The organism is Synechococcus sp. M16.1, assembly GCF_014279895.1.
Lineage (GTDB): Bacteria > Cyanobacteriota > Cyanobacteriia > PCC-6307 > Cyanobiaceae > Parasynechococcus.
Window position 1 is genome coordinate 349,984 of the sequence record NZ_CP047954.1, and the last position, 25,692, is coordinate 375,675.

General features: G+C 62.7%; 24 protein-coding genes and 2 tRNA genes. 10 read left to right on the plus strand and 16 right to left on the minus strand.

What is annotated here, in order from left to right; genetic code table 11:
• The first annotated feature begins 1 nt into the window (after position 1).
• The 4 genes from SynM161_RS01830 to recA all read left to right on the plus strand — a co-directional run bounded on the left by SynM161_RS01830 (position 2) and on the right by recA (position 3,783).
• Positions 2-1,642: an AAA family ATPase gene (locus SynM161_RS01830; RefSeq protein WP_186541808.1), complete on the plus strand. Its 1,641-nt coding sequence runs from the start codon at positions 2-4 to the stop codon at positions 1,640-1,642.
• Between the two features lie 102 nt (positions 1,643-1,744).
• Positions 1,745-1,816 (plus strand) — tRNA-Gln (locus SynM161_RS01835).
• Between the two features lie 9 nt (positions 1,817-1,825).
• Positions 1,826-2,575, plus strand: coding sequence for an HAD family hydrolase (locus SynM161_RS01840; protein ID WP_186541809.1), 750 nt, complete (start codon positions 1,826-1,828; stop codon positions 2,573-2,575).
• An 86-nt stretch (positions 2,576-2,661) separates the two neighbouring features.
• Entirely contained in the window at positions 2,662-3,783 is a 1,122-nt protein-coding gene (gene recA, locus SynM161_RS01845) for a recombinase RecA (RefSeq protein ID WP_115132346.1), read from the plus strand.
• 2 nt (positions 3,784-3,785) lie between these two features.
• Here the strand turns inward: recA and SynM161_RS01850 are convergent, their stop codons facing one another.
• The 3 genes from SynM161_RS01850 to SynM161_RS01860 form a co-directional block, all read right to left on the minus strand.
• Positions 3,786-4,130, minus strand: a complete 345-nt coding sequence (locus tag SynM161_RS01850) for a DUF1815 family protein (protein ID WP_186541810.1) — start codon at positions 4,128-4,130, stop codon at positions 3,786-3,788.
• Between the two features lie 69 nt (positions 4,131-4,199).
• Positions 4,200-4,448, minus strand: a complete 249-nt coding sequence (locus SynM161_RS01855; RefSeq protein WP_115010475.1) for a DUF2839 domain-containing protein — start codon at positions 4,446-4,448, stop codon at positions 4,200-4,202.
• Positions 4,449-4,483: 35 nt separating this feature from the next.
• Positions 4,484-5,929 carry a helicase gene (locus SynM161_RS01860; protein ID WP_186542357.1) on the minus strand — a complete coding sequence of 482 codons (1,446 nt, stop codon included), beginning with the start codon at positions 5,927-5,929 and terminating at the stop codon, positions 4,484-4,486.
• An 83-nt stretch (positions 5,930-6,012) separates the two neighbouring features.
• Between SynM161_RS01860 and SynM161_RS01865 the strand changes: the two genes are divergently transcribed.
• Entirely contained in the window at positions 6,013-6,894 is an 882-nt protein-coding gene (locus SynM161_RS01865) for a prephenate/arogenate dehydrogenase (RefSeq protein ID WP_186541811.1), read from the plus strand.
• On the opposite strand, the gene crtD is transcribed toward SynM161_RS01865, so the two are convergent.
• Complete coding sequence (gene crtD, locus SynM161_RS01870) at positions 6,878-8,380, minus strand: C-3',4' desaturase CrtD (protein WP_186541812.1); 1,503 nt, start codon at positions 8,378-8,380, stop codon at positions 6,878-6,880. The two genes, SynM161_RS01865 and crtD, sit on opposite strands and share 17 nt — an antisense overlap.
• A 50-nt stretch (positions 8,381-8,430) precedes the next feature.
• On the opposite strand from crtD, the gene SynM161_RS01875 reads away from it, so the two are divergent.
• Entirely contained in the window at positions 8,431-9,318 is an 888-nt protein-coding gene (locus SynM161_RS01875) for a fructosamine kinase family protein (RefSeq protein WP_186541813.1), read from the plus strand.
• A gap of 3 nt (positions 9,319-9,321) precedes the next feature.
• On the opposite strand, the gene SynM161_RS01880 is transcribed toward SynM161_RS01875, so the two are convergent.
• The gene (locus SynM161_RS01880; protein ID WP_114987298.1) at positions 9,322-9,708 is read right to left on the minus strand and encodes a CAAD domain-containing protein; all 387 of its coding nucleotides are present in this window, start codon (positions 9,706-9,708) and stop codon (positions 9,322-9,324) included.
• Here SynM161_RS01880 and SynM161_RS01885 point away from each other — a divergent pair.
• Positions 9,707-10,225: a M67 family metallopeptidase gene (locus SynM161_RS01885; RefSeq protein ID WP_186541814.1), complete on the plus strand. Its 519-nt coding sequence runs from the start codon at positions 9,707-9,709 to the stop codon at positions 10,223-10,225. The genes SynM161_RS01880 and SynM161_RS01885 overlap by 2 nt on opposite strands.
• Positions 10,218-11,354 carry a molybdopterin-synthase adenylyltransferase MoeB gene (gene moeB / locus SynM161_RS01890; protein ID WP_186541815.1) on the plus strand — a complete coding sequence of 379 codons (1,137 nt, stop codon included), beginning with the start codon at positions 10,218-10,220 and terminating at the stop codon, positions 11,352-11,354. The genes SynM161_RS01885 and moeB overlap by 8 nt, the downstream gene beginning before the upstream one ends.
• A gap of 9 nt (positions 11,355-11,363) precedes the next feature.
• On the opposite strand, the gene SynM161_RS01895 is transcribed toward moeB, so the two are convergent.
• Positions 11,364-12,512: a cob(I)yrinic acid a,c-diamide adenosyltransferase gene (locus SynM161_RS01895; protein WP_186541816.1), complete on the minus strand. Its 1,149-nt coding sequence runs from the start codon at positions 12,510-12,512 to the stop codon at positions 11,364-11,366.
• A gap of 53 nt (positions 12,513-12,565) precedes the next feature.
• Between SynM161_RS01895 and larE the strand changes: the two genes are divergently transcribed.
• Complete coding sequence (gene larE / locus SynM161_RS01900) at positions 12,566-13,393, plus strand: ATP-dependent sacrificial sulfur transferase LarE (protein ID WP_186541817.1); 828 nt, start codon at positions 12,566-12,568, stop codon at positions 13,391-13,393.
• A 16-nt stretch (positions 13,394-13,409) separates the two neighbouring features.
• Here larE and speD read toward each other — a convergent pair whose 3' ends face one another.
• Entirely contained in the window at positions 13,410-13,877 is a 468-nt protein-coding gene (speD, locus tag SynM161_RS01905; RefSeq protein WP_115010551.1) for an adenosylmethionine decarboxylase, read from the minus strand.
• A 31-nt stretch (positions 13,878-13,908) separates the two neighbouring features.
• Positions 13,909-15,003, minus strand: a complete 1,095-nt coding sequence (recF, locus tag SynM161_RS01910) for a DNA replication/repair protein RecF (protein WP_244272457.1) — start codon at positions 15,001-15,003, stop codon at positions 13,909-13,911.
• Positions 15,004-15,106: 103 nt separating this feature from the next.
• Between recF and SynM161_RS01915 the strand changes: the two genes are divergently transcribed.
• Positions 15,107-15,180 (plus strand) — tRNA-Arg (locus SynM161_RS01915).
• A gap of 17 nt (positions 15,181-15,197) precedes the next feature.
• Here SynM161_RS01915 and SynM161_RS01920 read toward each other — a convergent pair.
• The 8 genes from SynM161_RS01920 to SynM161_RS01955 all read right to left on the minus strand — a co-directional run bounded on the left by SynM161_RS01920 (position 15,198) and on the right by SynM161_RS01955 (position 25,600).
• Entirely contained in the window at positions 15,198-15,653 is a 456-nt protein-coding gene (locus SynM161_RS01920; RefSeq protein ID WP_186541818.1) for an N-acetyltransferase, read from the minus strand.
• Positions 15,654-15,659: 6 nt separating this feature from the next.
• Positions 15,660-18,689: a phosphoenolpyruvate carboxylase gene (gene ppc, locus SynM161_RS01925; RefSeq protein WP_370593093.1), complete on the minus strand. Its 3,030-nt coding sequence runs from the start codon at positions 18,687-18,689 to the stop codon at positions 15,660-15,662.
• Positions 18,686-19,828: a glutamate--cysteine ligase gene (gene gshA, locus SynM161_RS01930; protein ID WP_186541819.1), complete on the minus strand. Its 1,143-nt coding sequence runs from the start codon at positions 19,826-19,828 to the stop codon at positions 18,686-18,688. The genes ppc and gshA overlap by 4 nt, the downstream gene beginning before the upstream one ends.
• Positions 19,825-21,342: an anthranilate synthase component I family protein gene (locus tag SynM161_RS01935; RefSeq protein WP_186541820.1), complete on the minus strand. Its 1,518-nt coding sequence runs from the start codon at positions 21,340-21,342 to the stop codon at positions 19,825-19,827. The genes gshA and SynM161_RS01935 overlap by 4 nt, the downstream gene beginning before the upstream one ends.
• A gap of 60 nt (positions 21,343-21,402) precedes the next feature.
• Complete coding sequence (locus tag SynM161_RS01940; protein WP_011363412.1) at positions 21,403-21,834, minus strand: photosystem I reaction center subunit II PsaD; 432 nt, start codon at positions 21,832-21,834, stop codon at positions 21,403-21,405.
• 102 nt (positions 21,835-21,936) lie between these two features.
• Complete coding sequence (locus tag SynM161_RS01945; RefSeq protein ID WP_186541821.1) at positions 21,937-23,286, minus strand: sensor histidine kinase KdpD; 1,350 nt, start codon at positions 23,284-23,286, stop codon at positions 21,937-21,939.
• On the minus strand, positions 23,283-24,521 hold the full coding sequence (rodA, locus tag SynM161_RS01950; RefSeq protein WP_186541822.1) for a rod shape-determining protein RodA: 1,239 nt from the start codon (positions 24,519-24,521) through the stop codon (positions 23,283-23,285). The genes SynM161_RS01945 and rodA overlap by 4 nt, the downstream gene beginning before the upstream one ends.
• Positions 24,522-24,523: 2 nt before the next feature.
• Positions 24,524-25,600 (minus strand): Mrp/NBP35 family ATP-binding protein, encoded by a 1,077-nt coding sequence (locus SynM161_RS01955; protein WP_186541823.1) that lies wholly within the window; start codon positions 25,598-25,600, stop codon positions 24,524-24,526.
• Positions 25,601-25,692 lie beyond the last annotated feature (92 nt).

The window sequence follows — 25,692 nt, forward strand, 5'->3', positions numbered from 1 at the left end:
CATGGGCACGCAACGGGTCACCGACGATCTGGATCGCCTTCTCGAGCTCCTGCCGGATGCGGTGCAGGAGCAGTTGCGGCCGGAAGAAGCGCGAGAGCAGTTGCTTGAGGTGGTGCTCGATCTGGGTCGGGTTCCAGAAGCTCGTTATCCGGGCCGTGCCCTGGCGTTGGGTTCCACGCCTTTGTCCCGCCAGGATCTAACGGCTGTGGTGGCCAGGCTCGGTCAGTTCGGTGGCGACAACCGGGCGGGAATTGAACGAACGCTTCACCGGATCAGTGCGATTCGCAACCGTCAGGGTGAGGTGGTCGGTTTGACCTGCCGGGTGGGCCGAGCCGTGTTCGGCACCGTTGCCATGGTGCGGGACCTCCTGGATGGAGGGCAGTCCCTGTTGTTGATGGGGCGCCCGGGTGTTGGCAAGACAACGGCGTTGCGCGAGATCGCCAGGGTGCTTGCCGATGAGCTGGAGCGGCGCGTTGTTGTGATCGACACGAGCAATGAGATCGCCGGTGATGGCGACATCCCCCACCCCGCGATTGGTCGGGCCCGCCGCATGCAGGTGGCCAGGCCTGAGCTGCAGCACCAAACCATGATCGAGGCGGTGGAAAACCACATGCCCGAAGTCATCGTGATCGATGAGATCGGCACGGAGCTGGAGGCGCAGGCCGCGCGCACCATCGCTGAACGTGGTGTGGTTCTCGTCGCCACAGCCCACGGCAATGCTTTGGCCAACCTGATCAAGAACCCCACCCTCAGCGATCTGGTGGGGGGCATTCAGGCGGTCACCCTCGGGGATGAGGAGGCCCGGCGGCGGCGCAGTCAGAAAACGGTGTTGGAGCGCGCCGCCGAACCAACGTTTCCGGTGGCGGTTGAAATGCACAGCCGGCAGCGCTGGGCCGTTCACACCGACGTTGCCGCCACCGTGGATCAACTGCTCCGGGGCCTGAAGCCAAGGGTTCAGGAGCGCGAGCTGACGCCTGAGGGGGGCGTTCAGTTGGTGGACCCGCCTCAGGCTTCCGGTTTGCTGCGGCCTCCGTCTCAACGGTCGTTTGCGGATCAGCCGGTTTCCGCTCCCGTGCCCATGCCTGCAGCCAGTGCCCGAGGGGCCAGTGCGGCAGAGGAACCACCTCCGCCGGAGACCAGCGCCGAGCATCTGCAGGTTCTCTGTTGCGGGGTTCCACCTCGTGTTGTGGAGGAGGCCATCCGTTCCCACGGTTGGAAGGCGCGGGTTGTGGAGGACTTGAGTGAGGCTGATGTGGTGTTGAGCGTTCGGCTGGGCCTCAGTCGTCAACCATCACTGCGCCGTCAGGTCAGGGATCTGGGGATCCCGATCTTGGTGATCAAGTCCGACACCCTGCCCCAGGTGACCCGTGCCATGGCACGTCTTCTGCGCCGTCAGGCCACCGAAACAGCCGCAGAGGTCACTCCGCCAGATCGGGCGTCTCAAGATGATGAATTGGCCGCTCTCGAGGAATGCCGGCTTGCGGTGGAACAGGTGGTGATGCCGCAAGGCAGGCCAGTGGAGTTGCTGCCCCGCAGTGAGCGTGTTCTCCGGATGCAGGCCGACCTTGTGCGCCGTTACAGACTGCGCAGTGATGTCTTCGGTGAGGCTGAAATGTCGCGCCTAAGGGTTTTCCCCCGCTGATCGACCGTCGGTTGGTTCGCCCGGTGGATTGACGAAGGGTTGGCTGCTGTGGGTAACTATGTGTACTCCGGTGATCCGCAGGTCGCGGTTCAAACGGATTAATGGGCCGTCGCCAAGTGGTAAGGCAGCGGGTTTTGGTCCCGCCATTCCTAGGTTCGAATCCTAGCGGCCCAGTTTTTGTCCATGAATGATCGCCCCCTCCTGGTCTTCGACTTCGACGGGGTCATCGTTGATGGCATGGCGGAGTACTGGTGGAGTGCTTGGCATGCCTGTCGTCGCCTTGAGGCTGCTCCAGAGGGCTTGACGCCTGATCAGGTCCCTGACGCCTTCCGTCAGCTGCGGCCGTGGGTGCATCACGGTTGGGAGATGGTTCTGCTGGCCGCGGAGCTGCCGGTGCTGAAGCTTCAGGATTGGCTGGACTCCTATGGGGAGGCGCAGGCTTCGGCACTGCAACGGCGTGGATGGCGGCCGGAGCAGCTGCAGGCGGCCCTCGATGACGCCAGAGATCAAGCCGTTCAGCAGAACCGTTCGGCTTGGTTGGCGCTGCATCGACCTTTCCCCGGTCTGGTGGAGCGGCTGCAGCAGTTGGAGGCTGAGGGGGTGGACTGGTCCGTTCTGACCACCAAAACCCAGGCCTTCACAGCTGAACTGCTGAACAGCCTTGGCCTGCATCCTTGGCGCCTGGATGGCCGTGAGGCTGGCGCCAAGCCTCAGGTGCTGCTTCAGCTTCAGCAGCAGCGAAGGCTGTGTGGCTTCGTGGAAGACCGCCGGGCGACGCTGGAGGCGGTGCGCTCAACCCCAGGGTTAGAAAAGTTGCCCTGTTTTCTGGTGAGTTGGGGCTATCTTCGCCCGCAGGATCAGAGCGGTCTTCCGCCTGGGATTGCGTTGCTCCATCCGGATCGCTTTCGGGCCCCCCTGGCGCAATGGCCCTGATTCGTTACGGTACGCTTGTACTACTTGAGACGATTCGGCGCTTCTGTGGCATTGGATCTCTCGTTCCTTAGTTTCAGGTCCTTTTCATGCCTGCAGATATGAAATCCGGAGCTTCCGATCCCCGTTCCTCCGGCGAGAGGGACAAGGCGCTGAATCTGGTGCTGGGTCAGATCGAGCGCAACTTCGGCAAGGGATCGATCATGCGGCTGGGCGATGCCTCCCGCATGCGGGTGGAGACGATTTCCACCGGTGCGCTGACCCTTGATCTCGCTTTGGGTGGTGGATACCCGAAGGGCCGCGTGGTGGAGATCTACGGCCCGGAAAGTTCCGGTAAAACCACGCTCACGCTGCACGCGATCGCTGAAGTGCAGAAGCGTGGTGGTGTGGCGGCCTTCGTGGATGCGGAGCATGCTCTGGATCCCGTTTATGCCGCTTCGCTGGGCGTTGATGTGGAGAACCTGCTGGTCTCTCAGCCCGACACCGGCGAGATGGCGCTGGAGATCGTTGATCAACTGGTGCGATCGGCGGCGGTGGATCTGGTCGTTGTCGACTCGGTGGCTGCCCTCACCCCCCGCGCTGAGATCGAAGGTGAGATGGGAGATCTGGCGGTTGGCGCCCAGGCGCGTCTGATGAGTCAGGCGATGCGGAAGATCACCGGCAACATCGGCAAGTCGGGTTGCACCGTCATCTTCCTCAACCAGCTGCGTCTCAAGATTGGTGTGACCTACGGCAATCCAGAGACCACCACTGGAGGCAACGCGCTCAAGTTCTATGCCTCGGTTCGCCTCGACATCCGTCGGATTCAGACCCTCAAGAAGGGAACAGAGGAATTCGGCATCAGGGCCAAGGTGAAAGTGGCGAAAAACAAGGTGGCGCCACCCTTCCGCATTGCCGAATTCGACATTCTCTTTGGCCGCGGCATCAGCACCTTGGGTTGTCTGCTGGATCTCGCCGAAGAGACAGGCGTTGTTGTCCGTAAGGGCGCCTGGTACAGCTACGAGGGAGACAACATCGGTCAGGGTCGCGACAACACCATCACCTGGATGGAGGAGAACCCGGATGCAACGGCCACCATCGAAACGCTGGTGCGTCAAAAGCTGACGGAGGGCTCTGAGGTGAAGTCGAATTCCATGCGGCCTTTGGCCGCCGCTGCGAAGGCGGCTGCTGACAAGCCCGTTGTGGCAAAGGCTCCGGAAGCCGCCGCCTGATCTCAGGCGGCCTGGGCCAGGGACTGCATGGCGCGGACCTGGCTTTCCTGGGCCAAATCAGCCATCCGCTGCAATTCCTGGATGGCTTCTGCTCCCTCCAGCTTCACCAGTTCTCGGCCGTTGCGGGATTCCACCCAGCTGATGCCGAAGTCGGAGACAAGAAAGCGCACCATGTGGCCATCGCCGATGTCAGCCACAAAAGAAGCTCCATGGCCATCGCGGCCGTCGCCACAGGAATAGCAAGTGGCTGTGAAGCCCGCGCTTTGAAGGCTGCTGGCGAGGGCCTGCAGGCTCATCACCAGGTCTTCAACAACGGATCGATAGTGCTCTGCGAGGCGCGGAAACATAACTGAGTCTCCAATGAGGCCCAGTCTAAAGGTTTTCTTTTGTTTTCGTTTGTTGGTTGAGCCGGTTGCTCAGGGGGTATCCGCAAGCGTCCACCAACCGGCCGCTGGGCCGATGAAGCGCACCGTCACCCAAAGCACCACCATCCCTCCGATTCCAATCCAGGCGCCGCGGGTGGTCACCGCCATGAACTGCTGCGTCTGATTGCGGGTGAGCGGAAGCCAGGACACGACCCGTGGGGAGGTGTCCACAGCTTTGGTGCTGGCTTTGGGTTGACGAGGGGGTAAGCCTTGGGCAGCCCGGCGGCGTGCTTCTCCCATGCACTTCTAAGCGTTGCAGGGAGGCTAAGCGTTGTTCACTCCGGCAGCAGTCGCTGCAATGGAATCCAAGGTTCCAGTCGGTGCAGCACCTGATCACCCCAGCTGCGCCCTCGCAGGCGGCCATCGAGAATGGCCAGGCGACCACCGCTGCGGCGCAGCGGCGCAATGGCGGCAGGGATCAGGCTCAGAGCTTCTGGCAGCAGCAGGGTGCGGAACCAGTCCTCTCCCTGCTGTTTCAGTCGCTCCACCCGAGCCGAGGTGAGCGGATTGTCCAGGCTGGCGATGGGGAGCATGCCGACAATCAGCTGTGCTGGGGCCGGCAGTTGCTCCTGATGCTCCAGCCACCAGTCCCAGTTGCAGGTCACCACGCCATTGCTTTCGGGTGCTGTCGACTCATGCACCACACGGCGTCCGAATTCCGCAGCCAGGGAGCTGGTCAGTTGCCGACGCAGCTGGTCGTCATTGATCAGAACAAGGGTGAGCCCAGCCTGGCCAAGGATGAGCCTTCTGCTCTCCTCCAAGAGATGTTGGGCGTAGATCCGGGTGTTCGGTAGGGGCTGGCGACGCGGGGCATAGACGGGGAGCGGTTCATTCAGCTCCCGTTCCCGCAGTGTTGCCCGCACGTCGGGGACAACGCCGGCCTGTTCAAATTCCAGATCAAGCCTGGCGTTGTCTCCATTGCTGCTGAACATCAGGCAGGGGTGATCCAGCAGAACCCCCCGCAGCAGTTGGAGTGGTTCGAGGGGGGCCAGCTTCCAGCGCCACTGGAGCAGCCGGTGATCCAGTTCAGCCCATTGACTCCACTCAGCCGGGTTGATGCTGCGGAGGTTGTTCCACGGTTCAGGGCTGGCTGGCATCAGCTGGAGCAGGTCACGCAGGGCCTGCCCGGCTGAGCCTTCGAGTCGAACGGCGCCATCGGGCCTCGTGGCATCAGCGAACATCTGCCGGCTCATCCGGTCATGCAGTTCCAGCAATCCGGATTCCGCCTGGGGACAGGCCTGGCGCAGCTCATCCCAGTGCTGATGCTCGATCTCCAAAGTGAGAGCGTTGCGCATCCGCCGGCTCAACTGATCCATCTCCGGGATCAGCAGTTGCCGTTGGCCCAAGTGCCCGTCGCGATGGGCCTGAATCAGCTCGCCAACATCCATCAGCCAGAGCTGTGGTCCCTCCGGAGGGGTCGGTCCCTGCCAGCAGGGGAGCCTCAGGCCCTGGTTACGGAGACGGGGCAATTCCAGCTGGAGCAGACGCCGGCGCTGGGGGGCCGTCAGCACCAGCGCCCCCGCTTCGGGAGCCAGACACAGCGGCACCAGTAGACCGAGCCACCAGCGTTCGCTGCTGCTGGGGGGGAGCTGAACGAGTGTTGTGTCGCGACGCCTCAGGCTTCGTGCCACCAGCCGGCTCAGGGTCAGGTGGTGGGGCCAGTCCGATTCCTCCTGACGAAGCAGGGTTTTGATCTGGTGGTGGGCCTGGGCTTCCAACATCGTCAAACCCTAAGCAGGGTTCCCCTGGCGATTGGTTCATGGCAATCGATCCATCAACATGGCTTCACGACCCTGCGGGAGAGATGGCGTTGCAACCGGGACGTGTGGGGATCGTTGGCCTTGGATTGATCGGGGGATCCCTTGGTCTGGATCTGCAGGCTCGGGGCTGGTCGGTGCAGGGCCTTGTGCATCGTCAGGCCACGGCGGATCGCGCCATGGCCCGAGGGCTGGTGGGTGCGGTGTCGACCGATCCCAGCTGCCTCTCGGATTGCGACCTGGTGATCCTGGCGTTGCCTATTCCCTTGCTGCTGAACCCACCGGATGAGCTCATTGCGGCCCTGCCTGAAGCAGCGGTGATCACCGATGTTGGTTCGGTCAAACAACCTGTGTTGGAGGCTTGGCGCCAGCGGCATCCGCGCTTTGTGGCCAGTCACCCCATGGCAGGTACAGCTCAGGCGGGCGTTGAGGCCGGTGTGCTGGATCTGTTCCGCGGCCGCCCTTGGATCGCGACTCCCGATGCGGCAACAGATCCATCTGCTCTGGCCCAGGTTCGTGATCTGGCCGTCAGCGTGGGCGGCCATTGGCTGACGGCCACCGCGTCCCAGCACGACCAGGCTGTGGCTCTGATTTCCCACATGCCGGTGCTGGTGAGTGCCGCACTGCTGCGGGCAGTGGGCGATGAACGGGATCCGGAGATCCGGCAGCTGGCCATGGTGCTGGCGTCCAGTGGCTTTGCCGACACCAGTCGTGTGGGTGGAGGGAATCCTGAGCTGGGGGTAGCGATGGCATCCACCAACAGGGATGCGGTGTTGCGCGGCTTGGCGGCCTACCGCTGGAGCCTTGAGCAGCTCGAAGATGCCGTGCTCCAGCAAAACTGGTCTCAGCTCGCGTTGGAACTGCGCCGAACGCAGACCCTGCGCCCGGATTTTTTGAGGGCACCTGGGGAAGTCAGCTCCGAAAACTGAGGGGTTGACCCCGTTCGGCCTTGAGCTGCCGGCAGGCATTGAGGGCTGACAGGCTCACCCCCGCTGTGCCCTCGCCCGGATGGAGGCTGTCGCCGCAGAGCCAAAGCCCCGGCATGGGCGTTCGACCTGCCAGGCCGAAGGGGCCGAACCGGCTTGGATGCTGTCCAAGGCCCCCGACCATGCCGTTGGGACGACCCGTCCAGCCGGCAAAGCCCCGTGGTGTTGCAAGTTCAGCGTGCAACCAGGCGTCGTCTTCGAGCGAGAGCCAGCGGTTCAATTCGGCTTGGATCAGGTTCAGCATCTCTGTTTTGCGCTGCTGGTACTCCGGCTCCGGCAAGCGGCACCAGTCACCTGTTGGGGTGAACACGCTGGCAATCAAGGTGGCCTGCCCCTGGGGCGCACGCCCATCGCCCTCGCGGCTGATGGAGACAAACAGAGGCCCTGGGGATGCGCAGCCCCGCTGGAGATGGCCTGGGCAGGAATGTGGCAGTGCATCACGCCGCACCGCTCCGTAGAGCACCAGCGCACCACTCGGTTCATGCAGGTTGTCCAGTCGCTTGCGGTACCCCTGGGGCAGTTGATCCGGTTCGATCAACTCCTGCAGGCACTGGGGCGGCAGGCTGCAGACCACATCACGGCTGCTGCGTTGGTGTTCCGTGCCCTTGCCGGTGCTGATCGTCACCTGCCAACCGGATGAGCTGGGCTGCAGCTTGGTGACCCGATGCTTCATCAGCACCGTTCCGCCGTCGCGCTCAATGGCCGCCACCAGCTGATTGCTCAACACCTGCATCGATCCCTCCAGATGCCAGAGCCCGAGTGGTGCTTGGGCCATATGCAGGACGGTTGCGCCGTACAGCGCCGCCGTGCGATCGGCCGGTTCCTGGGAGTACAGCTTCAGCTGGAGGTCGAGAAAGCGCCGCAGCCGTTGATCATCACCGCAACCGCACAGCCGCAACAGATCGGCGATGGTCAGACCTGTGAACAGTCCCGATGCCAGCGTTGCGGGCCGAAGTGCCCGCAGCAATGTGCCGAGATCCCAGAGGGAGCGCGGCGTCACCACAGGGTCCTGGCTGGCGAACTGCCAGTTGCTGGAATGCAACTGATGGCAAAGGCTCCAGAAGCGCTGGCTGCCGGGGAATTGACGTTCACGCTCGGCGGCCCAGGCGTCCGGGTCATGCCAGAGCGAAATGGGAGGGGAGCCATCGCCCAGGTCGACCACACAACCTGGGTCCAAAAGCTCTGCGCTGGGCAGAGGCATGTCCAGATGCTTCAGCAGTCGCGCATGACTGCCTCCGGGCTCCAATCCAGCCACCTGGGTCGCCCCAACATCGAACACCCATGGACCACGCCGGAATGTTCCCGCACATCCCCCCGGTTGTTGATGCGCTTCCAGCAGCGTGACCTTGACGCCATCGCGGGCCAGGAGTGCCGCTGCGGTTAAGCCAGCGATCCCACCGCCCACCACGATCACGCTGGAATCGCTCACGACGCCCTGAAGAATCGGGCCATGCTGGCAAGACAGGGGGCCTGCTGAGGATGAACAGCGAACTGCGCCGGGATCTCACCGCGAAGGATGGGCCATTGGCGGGGGCTGTGATCACAGACGTCTCCCCTGTTGGTGGGGGCTGCATCCATCAGGCCTGGAAACTTCGCCTCCGTGATGGCCAGGTGTTGTTTGCCAAAATTGGTGGCGCCAGCGCCCTACCCCTGTTTGAGGTGGAGGCGGAGGCCCTCGAGGCCCTGCATGCCCAAGCTGATGCCTCGTTCCTGGTTGTGCCGCAGCCCATCGCTCTGGCAGCACTGCCCCACGGTGCGGTGCTGCTGTTGCCTTGGCTGGATTTTGGTGGCAGCGACCAAACAGCCCTTGGCCGGGGTTTGGCCTTGCTGCACCAGTCGTCGATGGCCTCCAGCCCAGCTCGTTTCGGCTGGCACCGGGATGGCTTCATCGGCGCTGGGACTCAACCCGGTGGGTGGCGTGATGACTGGGGATCGGCCTTCGTGGAGCTCAGGCTGCGCCCGCAGCTCGACATCCTTGATGGGTTGCAGCAGGATTCAACGGACCTCAATCCGTTGTTGCTGCGCCTCGCCGAGCACTTGAACGAGCATCAACCGTGTCCTGCGTTGGTACACGGCGATCTCTGGGGTGGGAATGCTGCCAGCCTCAGCGATGGACGGGGGAGCATTTTTGATCCCGCCAGCTGGTGGGCTGATCGGGAAGTTGATCTGGCCATGACCCGGCTATTCGGCGGCTTCGGTGAAGCCTTCCGCTCGGGTTATCGGGAGGTGATTCCCGAGGCTTCAGGCGCTGACGGTCGGGTGGAGATCTACAACCTGTACCACCTGCTCAACCACGCCAATTTGTTTGGGGGGAGTTATCTGAGCCAATGCCGAGCCAGTCTCAAAGATCTGGCTCGGCGGCTTTGAGGCTCAGCCCAGGTACTCCTTCCGGAGGGTTTGAACACGCTGAACCAGTGCATTGCGCTTGTCGCTGGTGGTGAGGTTCTTCCAGCTCCATTGGCCCACCACGACCACGCCGAGCAGTTCCAGCAGGCCCGGAACGATCGGCAACAGGTTGATCGTGTCGAGGATTCCCTTGATCAGGATCTGGGCAATGATCACGGCAGCAAAGATGCCTACGATCTTGCCGATGCGTCCCATCTGGCTCCAGTCGACCTGATCGAGCGTGTCGTTCACCTTGCCCAGTACGTCGCTGTAGCGCTCAGCGAAGGAGGTGGTGTCCTCCTGCTCAGGGGTTTCGAGAGGTGTCGTCACGGTTGTGGCGGCATCCTTAACTTCAGTGGTGGCGTCACTCATGAGAACGACTAAATCCTTCACAATTTCAGCTGAGCGTATCGGTGCGACGGGGTCTACGCCATCCGTGCTGCAAATTGATCACCGATGCCACACGGATCTGGCCCGGATTTTGTTGGCGCCCCACCCCGAAGAAGGCTGCGCCTTGCTGCTGGGACAACGGACGAATTCAGGCTGTTTGAGGCTGACCACGACCTGGCCCTGTTGCAATGTCTGGGGACGAGGTGCATCCGGTCAGCAGCCTGTCCACGACCGTCGCAGCAGGTTTCTGGTGGATCCGAGGGAGCAGTTGGCAGCCCAGCGATGGGCGCGGGACCGCCATCAACGTTGTCTTGGCGTGGCCCATTCCCATCCGGCGTCGGCCCCCGTTCCCTCGCCCCAGGATCGGCGCTTGGGACAAGCGGAGAGTCTGATGTTGATCCTCTCTGCCTCGCTTGGCCTGCGGGCCTGGTGGCTGCATGGGGACCGCAGCGTGGATGAAATCCCGATTCAGCTCTGGGACACTCAAAACCATGCATGACCACGCGATGCTGAGTGCTGATGAGCGGGGGCGCTACGCCCGCCATCTGATCCTTCCCGAGGTTGGTGCTGCCGGTCAGCTCCGGTTGAAGTCTGCTTCTGTGCTTTGTGTTGGCAGCGGTGGGCTGGGATCCCCTCTGTTGCTGTATCTGGCCGCGGCAGGGGTTGGTCGTATTGGAATCGTGGATGGAGATGTGGTGGAGCTGTCCAATCTCCAGCGGCAGGTGATCCACAGCTCCAGCGGGGTTGGCGGCTCCAAGGCCCGCTCAGCCGCAGCGCGGATCCACGACCTCAATCCCCACTGCAAGGTGGAGGTGCATGAACACATGCTGGATGTGGGCAATGCTTTGGATCTCATCGGTGCCTATGACCTGGTCTGTGACGGCACCGACAACTTCCCCAGCCGGTATCTGATCAACGACGCCTGTGTGTTGCTCGGCAAGCCCCTCGTCTACGGCTCCGTGCAGCGCTTTGACGGCCAGGTCAGCGTGTTCAACCGCACGCCGATGAGCCCCAATTACCGCGATCTGCTGCCGGAACCCCCTCCCCCGGACGCTGTTCCGTCTTGCTCGGATGCTGGGGTGATGGGTGTGATGCCGGGGTTGATCGGTCTGCTTCAGGCCACCGAGGCGATCAAACTGATCACCGGTATTGGTGAGTGCCTGGACGGTCGGCTGTTGGTGGTCGACGCCTTGGCGATGCGATTTCGCGAACTCACCCTCCGCGTTGATCCCGACCGACCAAAGGTCGAGAGCCTGATTGACTACCGCCAGTTCTGCCGTCCGGCGTCATCGGAGATGGAAGCCATCACTGTCATGGAGCTGAAGGCCCTGCTCGACTCCGCTCCAGACGAGATTGCGCTGGTTGATGTGCGCAATCCTTCTGAAGCAGAGGTGGCTTCGATTGAAGGAAGCCACTTGGTGCCGTTGGCTTCGCTGGAGAGTGGTGAGGCGATCGATCGCATTCGCGCATTGGCAGAGGGACGGCGCCTTTTGGTGCACTGCAAGCTCGGGGGGCGCTCTGCCAGGGCCGTTGAGCTGTTGGCCCAGCAGGGCATCGCGGCAACGAATGTGACCGGTGGAATTGATGCCTGGTCTCAGCAGGTCGATCCTGCAATCCCTCGCTACTGAACCTGAGGGTTAGTAATCCACCCCTCGCTTCAGGTCGACGCCCTGTTCGGCGTAGTGCTTGTGGCACACCATTTCGGAATGGATGCTGGCCAGATCGAAATAGGCCGGAGGGTTCTTGCAGCGCCCCGTGATGATCACCTCGGTTTCCGCCGGTTTACGCAGCAGGGTCTGCAGGATCGGTTCGACGGGTAGTAGTTCCAGGTCGACTGTGGGGTTCAACTCGTCGAGGATCACGGTCTTGTAGAGGCCGCTGGAGATGGCGGCCCGTGCGATCTCCCAGGCCCGCTCGGCTTCCACGTAGTCAATCGGCTCCTGCTGGCCCCGCCAGACGATGGCATCGCGGCCGGAGCGGAGGTGGTCCACCAAATGGGGATAGCTCTCGCGAAGGGCAGCGATGGCTGCATCTTCGGTGTAGCCGCTGCCGCCTTTGAGCCACTGCAGGATCAAGACCCGATGGCTCTTGTCCTGGCTGATGCCCCGCCCGATGGCCTGCAGCGCTTTCCCAAGCGCACTGGTTGATTTGCCTTTGCCTTCACCGGTGTAGATCTCAATGCCGCTGCTCACATTGAGAGGCACCACCCGGGTGTCGTTCATGCCCGGACGGCGATGGGCCCGCATCTCGGAGTGGAGGTCGGCCTCACGCACCAACGGGGCGGGTGCAGCCCGACCGGTGATGATGATTTCCATCCCCTCCGGCCGGTTGCTGAGGGTGCGCACCACGTCCTCCAGGTCAAGAAGGCCGAGATCGAGCACAGGATTCAGTTCGTCCAGAACCACCACCGAGTAGAGGGCACTGGCGATCGCGCCCTTGGCGATCACCCAGCCCCGCTGGGCTTCGTCGCGGTCGAACCGGGTGGCTTCATCAGCGGTGAAGTGATCGGCCCTTCCGGTGCGCAGATGGTCGATCAGATGGGGGAAGCCCTGCTGCAGGGCCTCGATAGCTGCGTCCTCGTCGTAGGCCCGTCCGGGGCCTTTGAGAAAGCGCAACAGCAGCACCCTGGTCTGGCGCTGTTCGCATATGCCGAGGCCGATGGTGCGCAGCACAACTCCAAGGGCTGCCTGGCTTTTGCCCTTGCCCTCGCCGTCATAGATGTGCAGCTGTCCATGGCTGCGCTCGCGGCTGTCCGCTGCGGTGACGATGCCGATGCTTCGAGGCATTGGGACAGCTCTTACCGTTGGAGCCTACCTAGCTCAACTGGTTTTCCCCGCTGATGTTTCGGTTGCAGGAGCCTTTGGCGGATCGAGAGCAGCAGCTGCTGGCGAACCTGCGGCAGTGGATGGCAGACCAATCTGCCCTTTGTGTGGCCTATTCCGGTGGAGTCGACAGCACCCTGGTGGCGGCGATGGCTTACGAAGCCCATGGCGATGCCGCTCTGGCGGTAACGGGTGTCTCCCCGGCCCTGGCGCCGCATCTGTTGCGGGAAGCCCGTGATCAAGCCTCCTGGATCGGCATCCCGCATCGGGAGTGTGCGACGGCCGAGTTGAACGACCTTGACTACAGCAGCAACCCCGTGGATCGCTGCTTTGCCTGCAAGCGTGAACTGCACCAGCACCTTCAGCCCATTGCCGCGGCGGCTGGAGACGCGTTGGTGATTGATGGAGTCAACCTTGATGACCTAGGTGATCACCGGCCCGGCATTGAAGCGGCCCGACAGGCGGGGGTTCGCTCCCCCCTGGCGGAATTGTCGATCGACAAAGCAGCGATCCGTGCCCTGTCGAGGGCCCTTGGTTTTCCCTGGTGGGACAAACCGGCGCAGCCCTGCCTGGCCTCCCGTTTTCCCTATGGCGAAAGCATCAGCGCCGAGCGGTTGAAGCGGGTGGGTCAGGCGGAAGCCTGGTTGATCGCCAGGGGATTCAGCTCCGTTCGTGTGCGCTCCCACGGGTTGGCAGCACGGATTGAGGTGCCCAGCGAGCAGATCCGCGCTGTGCTCGCGCTGGCGGAAAGCGAGCCTTTGGTGGAGGCTTTTCGCTCCCTTGGCTTCACCTCCGTCAACCTGGATCTTGAAGGTCTGGTCAGCGGCAAGTTGAACCGCCGCTGATTTCGCCTGGGCCGGATCAGCTGGGGAGCTGGCTTGGCGTTTCCACAGGCTCTCTCACCCCAGTGGCAATGGCCGCAGGTGTTTCACGCAGAAAGCTCTTCAACGCATGGCGTTTCGCTTGAAGCTCACTGCAGAGAATCGCGCAGGCCTGTTCCGGCATGGTGTGGTCACCACAGGTGAACACATCAACCGCGGCGTAGCCGGATTCCGGCCAGGTGTGGATGGAAATGTGGGATTCAGCCAGCAGGGCAAGGCCCGTGACGCCCTGGGGTTGAAATTGATGGGTGATCAGGTTCAGCAGCGTCGCACCAGCGCCTTTGGCTGCTGAGGTGATCGTTGTGCGGATGAATGCTTCGTCGTCGAGCCGGCTCGGATCGCAGTCGTAGAGCTCGAGAATGCAGTGTTTACCGACCATGTCGGTGGCATGAATCTCAGGTGCCCCCCATCCCGGGTTGGGATGCAGTTCAGAGAGGGTCTGCTCCATCAGGCGATGAGAGAAAAACAGGTCCGCCACCTTATCCGATCTTCAGATCGGGTCTCAGGTCTCTTGCGCCGAGAATTTGGGCCTGCTGCTGCCATCCCCCGCCAAAGCCCTCGAGGTGGGTGGCGCTCACCAGGCATTGATGCGATTCGCCCACGGCCTCAAGCAGAAGCTGCTGGCGGGTTGGATCCAGTTCGGCGAGTACATCATCAAGAAGCAGCAGGGGTGGCTCCCCACAGAGCTGGGTCACCAGCTCCAGTTCGGCGAGCTTCAGGCCCAGCACCAGCGACCTCTGCTGGCCTGCGGAGCCAAACCGTCGTGCCGGGCTGCCCCCTAGCAGCAGGGCGATCTCATCGCGGTGCGGGCCCACGCGGCAGCTGCCGAGCCGTTCCTCCTCTCCCCGCTGCTGGCGCAGTTGCTCCTCGATGGCGAGTCGCCAGGGTTCTTCGGCATCCTCCCCGTCGAGCTTGCTGCCGGGTTTGTAGTGCAGTTCCAAGGCTTCTGTGCCCCCGCTGAGGTGGGCCTGCCAGCGTTGGGCGATCGGTTCCAGCCGATGCAGGGCCCGTTGCCGCCGCCGGTGAATTCGGGTGCTCACCAGCGCCATCTGAACGTCAAACGCGTCGAGCAGTGCATGGCGTTCGCCACTGGAGACCTGCCGCTGGCGCCAGAGCTGGCTGCGCTGCCGCAACAACCGGTTCAGCCGTGCCATCAGATCGGCATACACCGGTTCGAGCTGCAGCACGACGCGGTCCAGCCACTGGCGTCGTAGGGCGGGTTCGCCCCGCACCAGATCAAGATCCAGGGCGCTGAAGCCGATGCAGCGCAGCGGACCAATCAGGTCCAGCTGCCGATCCAGCAGCTTGCCGTTCCGTTTGGCCTGACGGCCACCTTGGCGGCGCAGTTCCAGCTCTAGACGATCCCCATCCCCCACGTCGGCCCGGATCAGGGCCTGTGGAGCGTCCCACTGGATCAGATCGCGATCATTGCTGCAGCGATGGGAGCGCAGGCTGCCCAGCAGCTCAACCGCCTCGAGCAGGTTGGACTTGCCAATGCCATTGGGCCCGATCACCAAAAGGCGTGGCTGTGTCAGTTCCAGCTGCAGAACGGTGTGGTTCCGGAAGCCCTGCAGTTGGAGCCTGTGGAGCCGGATGGGTGCTGGGGCGACCAGTGAGTAAGGTACCTGTATCGGGACGGTTGCCGCTCGATATCACTGCGGCTTAAGGCCGATCAGTGGGCATGTAGCTCAGTTGGATAGAGCATCAGATTCCGGTTCTGAGGGTCGGGGGTTCGAGTCCCTCCATGCTCGTGTTTGAACTCAATGTCTCAGCTCAGGCTGAGGCCCATGGCGCGAATGCCATTCGGATCAATCAGGAAACCCTGCTGTTTAAGAGCTTCCAGTGCATCCGCAGGGGCCGAGATTGAAAGGCTGCAGCCCGGCAGATCCCGGCGCAGAATCTGCAGGGCACGATGCACCAGAACGGCGAAAAGGGCCCCTTGGTTCGGCCCTGGTTTGGCGGCGAGGTTCCAAAGATTGGCGTTGAGGGCCAGATCACTGGTGGCCCGCACAAATCCGATCAGTTCCCCTGTTGATTCCTCCAGGATGCTGATCTGCCACAGGCTGCGCTGAAGGGCGAGCTCCCAGCGTTCCTCAGGGTGGGTTGATTCCCCGCAGGACATCAGCAACGTGTTGATCTGCTGGGAGGTGGGAGGGGTTGATGTTTCGAGTCGCGTTCCCTCGGGCAAGGGTGGAATCGAGGGTTGTTGAAGGAACGACAGCACTGTGGATCAGCCGGTGTTGCGCATGCCGGCTGCAATGCCGTTGAGGGTGAGCAAGGCTCCCCGCAGCAGTTCACTGCGGCTGTAGGTGCGGGTGTCTTCGGGGGCGCCTGGCGTCTCACTCATGGGCGGTTGCCGGTTCTGATCCCGCAGCCGCTTCAGCAGCGCAACCTGCAGGAAGCCCAGGGGAACGATGGTGCGGTTGCGCAGATCAACCGACAACTGCAGCCCTTGATCAGCGCCTAGCAGTCTGTTTTGGCCTGTGATTTCCAGAACCAGTTTTCGGGTGAGTTCGTATTCCTTGGCGATCACCTGGAAGATCGCTTCAAAGGCCTCCCGCTGTTCCGGGTGCCCCAGGCTGTTCATGTAGTGATGTGCCAGGTCGAGATCCACCTTGGAGAGGGTCATTTCCACTTTGGAAATGAGCATCCGGAAGAACGGCCAACGTTGATGGAGGCGCCGCAGCAGGTCGAGCTGTTCGGAGTCGCCGCCCACTTCTTCCGATAGCGCCGTGCCGAAGCCGAACCAGCTCGGCAGCAGGAACCGACTCTGGGTCCAGCCGAAGACCCAGGGAATGGCCCGCAGGCTGGAGAGGTCCTTGGCACCGGTTTTGCGTCGGGCTGGTCGACTGGAGATCTGCAGCTTGCTGATTTCCTCGATCGGTGTGACCTGCTGGAAAAACGCCACCAGATCAGGATTGTCGTGAACCAGAGCCCGGTAATGGTCCCGTGAGCGGGTGGCAAGGCGACTCATCAGCTGGTTCCAGCTGGGTGTCGCATCAAGCTGGTTGGTTACCAGGCTGTTCTGCACCACGGCCGTGGTGACGGTCTCCAGGTTGTAGAGCGCCAACTCGGGCAGGCTGTACTTCGAGGCCAGCACTTCACCCTGTTCGGTGATTTTGATTCGCCCCTGCAGTGTGCCGCTGGGTTGGGCCAGGATCGCCTGATAGGCCGGCCCACCACCACGACTGACGGATCCACCGCGGCCGTGGAAGAGGCGAAGCGCCACGTCCTGGCGGCTGGCGAGTTCCTGAAGGGCGATCTGGGCCTGATGAATCTCCCAGTTGCTGGAAAGGAAGCCGGAATCCTTGTTGCTGTCGGAGTAGCCCAGCATCAGCTCCTGCAGCGGCTGCTTTTGCTGCCCCACAACGGGGAGGAGTTCGCGGTAGAGCGGCGTCTTGAACAGACCCTCCATCACCTCAGGGGCCCGTTGGAGATCCTCCACGGTTTCGAACAGCGGCACCACCAACAGGGAGGCCCGTTTGTTGGGCGGGTCTACGAGACCCGCCTCCTTGGCCAGCAGCAAGACCTCCAACAGATCCGATGCCGTGTGGCTCATGGAGATCACGTAGGAGTTGCAGATCCGCGGACCGAACTCCTCCTGGAGGCGCTGCAGCATTCGGAACACCGCCAGCGTCTCGGCCGTCGCTGCCGACCAGCTGGCGGCAGGCGGGATCAGGGGGCGACGGGTCTGTAGTTCCTGCAGGAGCCACGCCATCCGCTCCGTCTCGTCCATGTCCCCATAGGCCTGAGGCAGTTCAAGGCTGCGGGTGAGCTCGTCGATGGCATCGCTGTGGCGGGTGCTCTCCTGACGGATGTCCAGGCTGGCCAGTGAGAACCCGAAGATGTGCACCTGGTGCAGCAGGGTGTCGAGCTGTTCGCAGCTCAGTTCGGTGCTGACGAGGCTGTTGCGCACCAACTCCAGATCGCTGCGGAACTGGTCCACCGAGGTGTAGTGGAGAACCTCAGCGTTACCGAGCCCATCCTTGGGATCGGCCAGCGCCTCACAGGGCATCTGCCAGCCCGCTTCCGACAGTTGGTTGTTGCGGGCGAGGGTGCGCTCCAGTTTTTCGAGCACGTAGCAGAGCTTCAGCCGGTAGGGCTCCAGTCGGTATCGCGCTGCTCTGCGCTCGTAGATCTCAGGGAACCGGAGCCGATCCATCTCGAGCGACTCCAGCAGTGATGGAGCCACCTGACTCCACTGCATGGAGATGCTCAGCTGCTGCCGGAGCGACTGCACAGAACTGATGTAGAGCTCCAGCATCAACTGTCGCTGGTAACAGGCGGTTCGCCAGGTGATCTCGGGTGTGACCGAAGGATTGCCGTCCCGATCGGAACCCACCCAGGAGCCGAAGGTGCAGAACGACGCCTGGGGGACTTGGACATCGGGGTAGTGGCGATGCAGGGCGGAGATCAGCCTCCGGCGCAGTTGCGGCATCGCGTCAAACAACACCTGCTGGAAGTAGTGCAGGGTTGAATCCACCTCGTCGATGACGGTGGGCTTGAACTGGTGGAGTTCATCGGTGCGCCACCACAGGCGGATTTCCTCCTCCAGTTGGTCGCGGCAGTCCTCCCGCAGCTGATGCGCCAGAGGGGCGTCGGATTGAAGTTGCTGGAGCAGGTTGGCCACCCGCCTTTGTTTGTGCCGCACCGTGTGCCGCACGATCTCCGTCGGGTGCGCGGTGAAGACCAGCCGTATATCCAGTTCCCGCAGCAGTTGTTCCACCTGCGCGGGGGGGACGTTCATCCGCCGCAGCCGCTCGAACACCTCTCCAAAGGTGGCTGGATCGGTCTGGTTGGCGAGGGGTGGAGCGAAGGGATCAAAGGCGTCCCGTTGGGCCGCGTCAGCGCTGGAATTGGGTCTAAGGCTGTCGAGATAGCTGTCTTCCTCGATCCGTTGCTCAAGGATGTTGATGAGCTGGAAATACAGCGAAAAGGCACGGGCGGCCGAGATGGCCTCTGAAAGGTCCATGGCCTTGATCAGCTCGACGATCGCCTCGCTCGTGCTGTCGCCATCTCGCCCTCCCATCGAGACGGGGTCGCTGAGTTGTTTGAGCCTCAGCAGGCGTTCGCTCTGCTCCGGTGGGCACTCGCTGCGCAGCACCGACTTCCAGAGGTCTTCAATCAGGTCCAGCCGGTGCTGAAGAAGCTGTCCTGCGCCGGATCCGCCACCGTTCAAACGTGCAGTCTCTTGCTCGGAGACAGGGGTGGTGGACTCGGGCATGAAGTCTCCACGCTGCGACGAACTCGACATGATCATCCCAAACAGGCTTCCCCGGTGGAGATCCGTTCCTCCTCCTCCATCCGCTGGATGCCTTCCTGAAGCAGGTTCTCGATGGATTGCCCCTGGCCATGGGCCGCTTCCCAGCGCATGGCCTGATTGCCATCAACAAGCAGGGAATCCAAGGGCTTCAAGCAGGCGCTGAGCTTGAGCGATTCGGCCAGGGGAGTGAGCTGATCAATCAGCTCCAGCAGCCAGTCTTTGCAGTTGATGGCACGGCCGTCCTGCCAATGCCTGAGTTCAGCATTCAGGCTGGATCGGGCCACAGCGGCGTCGTTGCTGTCGGCGAGCTGGACCAGTTCAGCGGTGCTCAGCGAACTGCTGCTGAGTGGATCGAGGCTTTCGATGTTGTTTTTGAGGGCCAGCAGCCGCAGCTCCAGCAGACAGGTGATCGCCAGCAGCTGATCCGGATTGGTGACCAGATCACAGATCCTTAATTCCAACCGGTTGAGGTCGTAGGGGCGCCGCGGACCATTGGGCCGAACCGACGTCCACAGGTGACGCTCGTTGCGCATGGCACCAGTGTCCAGTTGCTCCTCCACCCACTCGATGTAGTGCTGGTGATCCCTAAAGAGAGGAACCGCAGCGGGGGTGAGCGGGAATTGATGCCATCGCTGGGAGTGGTGGCTTGTGCTCTGCCCATCCAAGAATGGAGAACTGGCACTCAGAGCAAGCAGCAGAGCCGCTTCGCAGCGCACGAGCCGGACCGCTGCAAACAACCAGTTGAGATCGGTGATCCCAAGGTTGATATGGATGCTGGCTGTCACGACCCTGGTGCCATACAGCTGTTCAATCAGCGCGTGATAGGCGTTCTCGGGGTCGGAGCGTTCGAATCGTCTGCTGTCACCCAGGCTCATGGTGCTGCCGGGGAGAAGCGTCAGCTCCCGCTTCTGCAGCCACCGCCGCAGTGTGCGACGGGGAGCGAGCAGCGCCTCGGGCAGTTCGGCGTAATCCCGGATCGGGTCGGTGACGTATTCGAGGTTGCGACTGTCCGGTTCCGTCACAAAGCCAGGCAGGTCCCTGGCCACGTCGGGGGCGACGCCCACGTTGGCTCCATTGCTTCGACCGGTGAACAGTTCAACCTCGAAGCCTTTCAGCAGAAGGGAGTGCGCGGTCATCCCGGTGGATTCAGGCACGCCAGTGCTGTGAGCATTCCCCGGGCTTTGTTGAGGGTCTCCTCAAACTCCGCCGTCGGCTGTGAATCGGCCACAACGCCGGCCCCGGCCTGCACTTTCACCCGGCATCCCCCGCCATCACGGGGTTGCACCACCATGGTGCGGATCGTGATCGCGGTGTTGAGGGCCCCGGCCAGATCAACGGATCCGTACACCCCGGAATAGGGGCCACGGGCGTCGGGCTCCAGCTCGTGGATGAGTTGCATCGCCCGGATTTTCGGTGCGCCGCTCACGGTGCCGGCGGGGAACGCCGCCATCAGCAGATCCCACACGTCGTGCGTCGGGCCCAGGCGTCCTTCGACTTGGCTGACGATGTGCATCACGTGGGAGTAGCGCTCGATCACCATCAGGTCCTGCACGGCCACGCTTCCGGGCTGACAGACCCGGCCGAGGTCATTGCGGCCCAGATCAACAAGCATCACGTGCTCAGCCCTTTCCTTGGGGTCGGCCAGCAGGTCAGCTTCCAGTTCGCGGTCTTCCAGGGGCGTGGCGCCGCGCGGCCGTGTTCCGGCGATGGGGCGAAGGCTGGCGTGGATGCCATCAGCAGCGGGTTCGGCTTGAACCATCACTTCCGGACTGGAGCCAATCAGTTGCCAGTCCCCAAAGTCGAAGAACGCCATATACGGGGAAGGATTCACCATCCGCAAACTGCGGTACAGCTCAAGGGGCGATTGAGGCACCTCGGTTTCCAGGCGCTGACTGATCACCAGTTGGAACACATCGCCAGCTGCGATGTGTTCCTTGGCGGTGTCGACGGCGGCTTCGAATTCATCGCGGCTGCGGTTGGAGCGCACCGCGGGAAGCTCTTTGCTTCTTGCGTCCCAGGTCAGTGGTTTGACGGCCGGCAGAGGTGCGTCCATCCGCTGGCGCAGGGCCTCAATCCGTCCGATTGCGGTTTGCCAGGCCTGCTCCTCATCCGCTCCGTTGGAGAGGTCGCCAAAGGCGACAGCGGTGATCTGGCGTTTCACCTGGTCAAAGATCAGGATCGCGTCCATCAACATCCAGATCCCATCCGGGGGATCGGCAGCAGCGCGGGGATGAACGGCGACGGTGGGTTCGATCCACTGGATGAGTTCGTAACCCCAAACGCCATAGAGCTGCCCAAGCGGAGGGAGGCCCGGCAGGTTGACGCAAGAGTACGGCGCCAGGCAGTCGCGCAGTGATTCGAATGGATTGCCGTTGAAGGTCTCTTCACGACCATCTCGCCAGGTGCGCGTCAGACGATCGTTGCGGGCTGACGCCGTCCAGAGCGGATCGCAGGCGATCACGCTCCAACGCCCCAAGGTTTCACCACCCTCGACCGACTCCAGCAGCACGCCAGGAGGTCTTCCGTCACCCACCTTGATCCAGGTGGTGAGGGGTGTTTCAAGATCTGCGGGCCAACTCTGAGCCAGAGGAATCAGGTTGGCGCCACTGCAAACAGCCTGATGAAAGGCGTCGCGATCGGGACTGAACATGACCTGATCATCGCAGCCGGGACCCGGAGATCATGACCTCCGGGCGTCGGTTTTGAGAGATCAGGCGTCGAAGGTGTTGCGGCCGCTGAACTTGATGTTGGCCGGGTTGACGTTCTGGCCAATTCGACGGGGGTTGTGGCCCACCATGGGACGACCTTCGTTCACCTTTTCGGAGAACACACCATCCTTGGGATGCAGGAACTCGGTGTCACCACCGGGGTAGATCCGGTAGATCTTGTAGTCCTCGATCCGGGGCTTGAATTTCGTGCGCAGCTGGGTGCCGAGGGCGAGGCACTGTTCCTTGCGAGCGAAATACATCAGGTTCTCGCCTGAGTTCATCAGAGCGGCGCCACCGGTGGGCAGCTCAAAAGCTTGCTCTGTCTTGCTGGTCCAGGTGATTGCGTATTTCTCTTCAGTCTCCGCTGAATTCAGAAGGCCGCCAGTGCTGGCGATGTGCTGGGGAAGTTGACCGTTCAACGCCGTTGCTGCCATGGCTGAAAGAATCCACAAGAGCCGTTATGGCTGGAAAGTAGCACCGTCATTGGGGCCTGTTTTGAGCTCCGACAGCAAGCTTCACACCCGTCAACAAACCCATCACTCTGCGGGCGTATGCACCGGGAAAAAAACGGTGATGTCGCGGTCGCGCCTGGGCTGATAGCGGCCTCCCAGGCTGGCCATCATCTGGCGGGTCGCATCCTGGCTTAACTGCAGGCTCCCGGTGCTGGGATCCCAGCTCAGGACGGTGCCCACGTCCTCGCGTTGGGGAGACGGGCCGGCCTCCGTGGCCTGGCTCCTGTCGGGATGCTCCACATGCAGCTGAAGCTTCACCCGTGGACCGGCTGCCTGGAGGTGAAGCGTGAGCTGACTGCCGGAGGGGAGCCCCCTGGTGCTGCGGTCGATCAGACCCCCCAGCATCGGTTCCAGTCGACGGGAGTCACTGAGGATCGCCGGTAGGTCGGCGCTGAGATCCAGCTCCAAGGCGATCCCGCGACGGTTCAGCTGCTTCGTCCAGCTGGGTGCAAGGGCGCTCAGCATGGCCTGCAAATCCGTGCGGGCCAGATTGGCCTCGTTGGGCTCCCGTTGCAGTTCAGCGGCATGGAAGATCAGGCCAAATCGATCGATCTGCTCGCTGCATTCCACATCGATCTGCCGCAAGCGATTCACAACGACATCAGCCAGATCCTTTCGCCGCAGAAGAGAGCGGATCAGTGTTCGGATCGTGGCCAGCGGGGTGCGCACCTCATGGGTGATCGCTTCCAGCAAATTCAGATCTCCATGGCTGGGCGCTTCCGGTGGGCGCTCAGCCTGGATGGGTTGCAGCATCAGCCCAGGGGCTGTGCCGGTGAGCCGCTCCGTCAGACGGGGCCAGAACTGTTCTGACCAGGCTGCATTGCTCTGCAGGGAGCCGATCGATTCGAGCGCTTGGCGCAGCTGCTCGGCCTGCGCTGGTGACTGGTGCTCAAGCCGCCCCCCCAGCTGCACCAGCACATCACTGAGCGTGGCCGGGTCGCATCGCATCAGCAGCTGCCGCTTCTGGGGCGGCCCATGCAGGGCAAGTGCCACCTGGACCTCGGGCGTGATCACCAGCAGCAGTGGGTCATCTCCGTCGTCGGGGCGCAGGGACAAGCGTTGGAATCCCCGCAGGGAACCGGACTCATCGCTGCTGGACCGTCCCGGCAGTGCCGTTGGATGCGGACTCAGTTGATCCAGTTGATCTGGAGCCCACACCCATCCCTGCAGATGTTTCAGCAACTCCGGCTCATAGAGGGCTGGCAGGGGGGCAGCCAGCCAGATGCCGCGTTCCAGGCCTCGCTCAAGCAGGTCCTGTTGCAGGGTTTCCAGGGCAGCCCACCAAAGCCGCCGCACACCAATCTCATCGCAGCGGCCCTGGGGCACGTCCTGTGCCAGCCGTTGCCGCAGGTTGGTGAAGGAGGGGCCGGTCAACGGAGGTGCGACAAGGAGCGACGGCTTTGCCGGACCACCGACAGGCAGAGGCCGAGCGCGATGAAGTTCACCACCATGGCTGAGCGCCCATAACTGAGGAAGGGCAGGGGGATTCCTGTGACGGGGCCCAAGCCGATGGTCATGAAGATGTTGACCACCACCTGGAACATCAGCATCGTGCCGATCCCGATCACCACGAGTGATTCGAAGTCGGTGCGGGCATTGCGTGCGATCTGGAGCAGCCGTGCCATCAACGCGGCAAAGCCAAGAACCACCAAAAGGCAGCCAATAAAGCCGGTTTCCTCACCGAGGGCGCTGAAGATGAAATCGGTGTGTTGTTCAGGGATGAAACGAAGCTTGGTCAGTTGTCCTTGAAGAAGACCTGTGCCCAAGACGCCGCCTGAACCGATGCCAACGGTGCTCTGGAGCAGGTGATAGCCCCCGCCCAATGGATCCTGACTGGGGTCGAGGAACAGCACCAAACGGTCCCGTTGATAGTCCTTCAAACCATGCATCCAGAGCCATGGCGTCACAGCAGCCATGGCGCCGTGGATGGCCAGGGTTGCTGTGGCTGCCAGACGTTTCCAGGGCAAGGAGCGGTATGCGAGAACTCCCATCAGCGGGATCCAGATGGCCATGGCCCAGGGGAGAAGGCCTGAGAGCAGGGCCGTCACCAGCGGTGACAACAACAGAATCACCCACTCGACCGGCATCCCCGACCAATAGAGCATCGTGAGCATCAGGGCGCCGAATACAAGCGATGTGCCGAGATCAGGCTGGATGAACACCAACAGCCAAGGCACTGCAATCACCCCGAGCGGGCGCATCAGATCAACCGGTCGTTCCACCGGGTGTCGCGACAAGACTGCTGCCACGAGCAGGATCGCCGCGATCTTGGCGAACTCCGATGGCTGAACATGAACCCCACCAATGCTGATCCAGCGTTGGGCACCCAGCGCTGTGGTCCCAATCACACGCACCGCCACCAGGCTGATCACCGTGAGGGCGTAGACGGGAACCAAAAGAGGCCGGAGACGCTGCAACGGCAGCCGTTCCAGCCCCAGCGCCAGCAGCACTCCGAAGGCCGCGGTGACCCAGTGGTGATACCAGTCGGCATAGTCCGCCTGGCGTTGGGTGCTGGCGATCAGCACCCCGGCGATGGTGATCATTCCGAGCGGAACACCCCAGAGCACCCACTCCCGGTGCGATCTGCGGCGGTCACGTCGGCTGAACATCGTCAGACGGGCTGGGTGACGGCCTTGAGCACCGCTTCAGCAAGGTTCTTGAACTCAGCGGCGCTGGCGGAGTCGCTGCGGTTGATCACGATCGGTCGTCCCGTGTCACCGCCTTCCTGCACGGGCATTTCCATGGGGATCTGAGCCAGCAGGGGTACGTCGTAATCCGCAGCGAGTTGGGCGCCGCCGCCACTGCCGAAGAGGGCGTAGCGGCAGTCGGGACGGTCCGGAGGAATGAAGGTGCTCATGTTCTCCACCACGCCCAGAACGGGAATGCCCATCTGCCGGAACATGGCGAGCCCCCGTCGCGCATCCTGCAGCGACACCTGTTGTGGGGTGGTCACGATCACAACGCCCGCCATCGGCACTGCCTGGGCCAGGGAGAGCTGTGCATCACCGGTGCCCGGCGGCAGATCAACGATGAGAACGTCCCGCTCACCCCATTCGGCCTGATACAGGAACTGCCGAATGATGCCGTTGAGCATCGGGCCGCGCCAGATCACAGGCTGGTGATCATCGATCAGCAGACCCATCGACACCATGGCGATGCCGCAGGTCTCGATCGGGACAATCCGCTGCTGATCGCCGCTGCCCTGCACCTCAGGTGTTTGGTCAGCGACGCCCAGCATGGTGGGTGCGTTAGGCCCGTAAATATCGGCGTCCAGAAGTCCGACCCGCAGGCCGGTCTGGGCGAGGGCGCAGGCCAGATTGACCGCGACGGTGCTCTTGCCGACGCCGCCCTTGCCGCTGCTCACGGCAATCACCTGGCGCACGCCGGGGATCGACTGGCGTTCCGCCGGCTGACCATGGCCAGCCTGGCCAATGCCCCCTTGGCTTGGCGGTTGGCCGACCTCGATCTGCACGTCGTCAATGCCATCGAGGGCCATCAGAGCTCCCCTTGCTTCGGCCACGATGCGGTCTCGCTGGCTTTGGGCGAAGCCTGGAAGGCTGAGGCGAAACACAGCCCTCGGCGGGGTGATGCGGATTTGTTCGATCCAGCCAAGCTCCAGGGCCGTTTTGCCACTGCCGGCATCTTTGACTTGCTGGAGGGCTTGGTTGGCCTGCTCGACCGGGGTCATCCGTTTCATCAAGGCAAGCCGGATCCTAGGGGCGCCGCCCGTGACAGTCCCTGACGGATGCTTGTCCAGGCCTGGGGTGACCTGGTTAGGTT

Coding starts and splice junctions, on each gene's coding strand:
- gshA (WP_186541819.1), bottom strand. CDS start 19,828: ATGACCGCGCACTCCCTTCTGCTGAAAGGCTTCGAGGTTGAACTGTTC.
- speD (WP_115010551.1), bottom strand. CDS start 13,877: ATGGAGCAGACCCTCTCTGAACTGCATCCCAACCCGGGATGGGGGGCA.
- SynM161_RS01865 (WP_186541811.1), top strand. CDS start 6,013: ATGGCGTTGCAACCGGGACGTGTGGGGATCGTTGGCCTTGGATTGATC.
- SynM161_RS01895 (WP_186541816.1), bottom strand. CDS start 12,512: ATGCCTCGAAGCATCGGCATCGTCACCGCAGCGGACAGCCGCGAGCGC.
- recA (WP_115132346.1), top strand. CDS start 2,662: ATGCCTGCAGATATGAAATCCGGAGCTTCCGATCCCCGTTCCTCCGGC.
- SynM161_RS01840 (WP_186541809.1), top strand. CDS start 1,826: ATGAATGATCGCCCCCTCCTGGTCTTCGACTTCGACGGGGTCATCGTT.
- rodA (WP_186541822.1), bottom strand. CDS start 24,521: ATGTTCAGCCGACGTGACCGCCGCAGATCGCACCGGGAGTGGGTGCTC.
- larE (WP_186541817.1), top strand. CDS start 12,566: ATGTTTCGGTTGCAGGAGCCTTTGGCGGATCGAGAGCAGCAGCTGCTG.
- SynM161_RS01935 (WP_186541820.1), bottom strand. CDS start 21,342: ATGTTCAGTCCCGATCGCGACGCCTTTCATCAGGCTGTTTGCAGTGGC.
- SynM161_RS01830 (WP_186541808.1), top strand. CDS start 2: ATGGGCACGCAACGGGTCACCGACGATCTGGATCGCCTTCTCGAGCTC.
- SynM161_RS01880 (WP_114987298.1), bottom strand. CDS start 9,708: ATGAGTGACGCCACCACTGAAGTTAAGGATGCCGCCACAACCGTGACG.
- SynM161_RS01850 (WP_186541810.1), bottom strand. CDS start 4,130: ATGTTTCCGCGCCTCGCAGAGCACTATCGATCCGTTGTTGAAGACCTG.
- SynM161_RS01940 (WP_011363412.1), bottom strand. CDS start 21,834: ATGGCAGCAACGGCGTTGAACGGTCAACTTCCCCAGCACATCGCCAGC.
- SynM161_RS01955 (WP_186541823.1), bottom strand. CDS start 25,600: ATGACCCCGGTCGAGCAGGCCAACCAAGCCCTCCAGCAAGTCAAAGAT.
- SynM161_RS01885 (WP_186541814.1), top strand. CDS start 9,707: ATGAGAACGACTAAATCCTTCACAATTTCAGCTGAGCGTATCGGTGCG.
- SynM161_RS01860 (WP_186542357.1), bottom strand. CDS start 5,929: ATGTTGGAAGCCCAGGCCCACCACCAGATCAAAACCCTGCTTCGTCAG.
- ppc (WP_370593093.1), bottom strand. CDS start 18,689: ATGATCATGTCGAGTTCGTCGCAGCGTGGAGACTTCATGCCCGAGTCC.
- moeB (WP_186541815.1), top strand. CDS start 10,218: ATGCATGACCACGCGATGCTGAGTGCTGATGAGCGGGGGCGCTACGCC.
- SynM161_RS01875 (WP_186541813.1), top strand. CDS start 8,431: ATGAACAGCGAACTGCGCCGGGATCTCACCGCGAAGGATGGGCCATTG.
- SynM161_RS01855 (WP_115010475.1), bottom strand. CDS start 4,448: ATGGGAGAAGCACGCCGCCGGGCTGCCCAAGGCTTACCCCCTCGTCAA.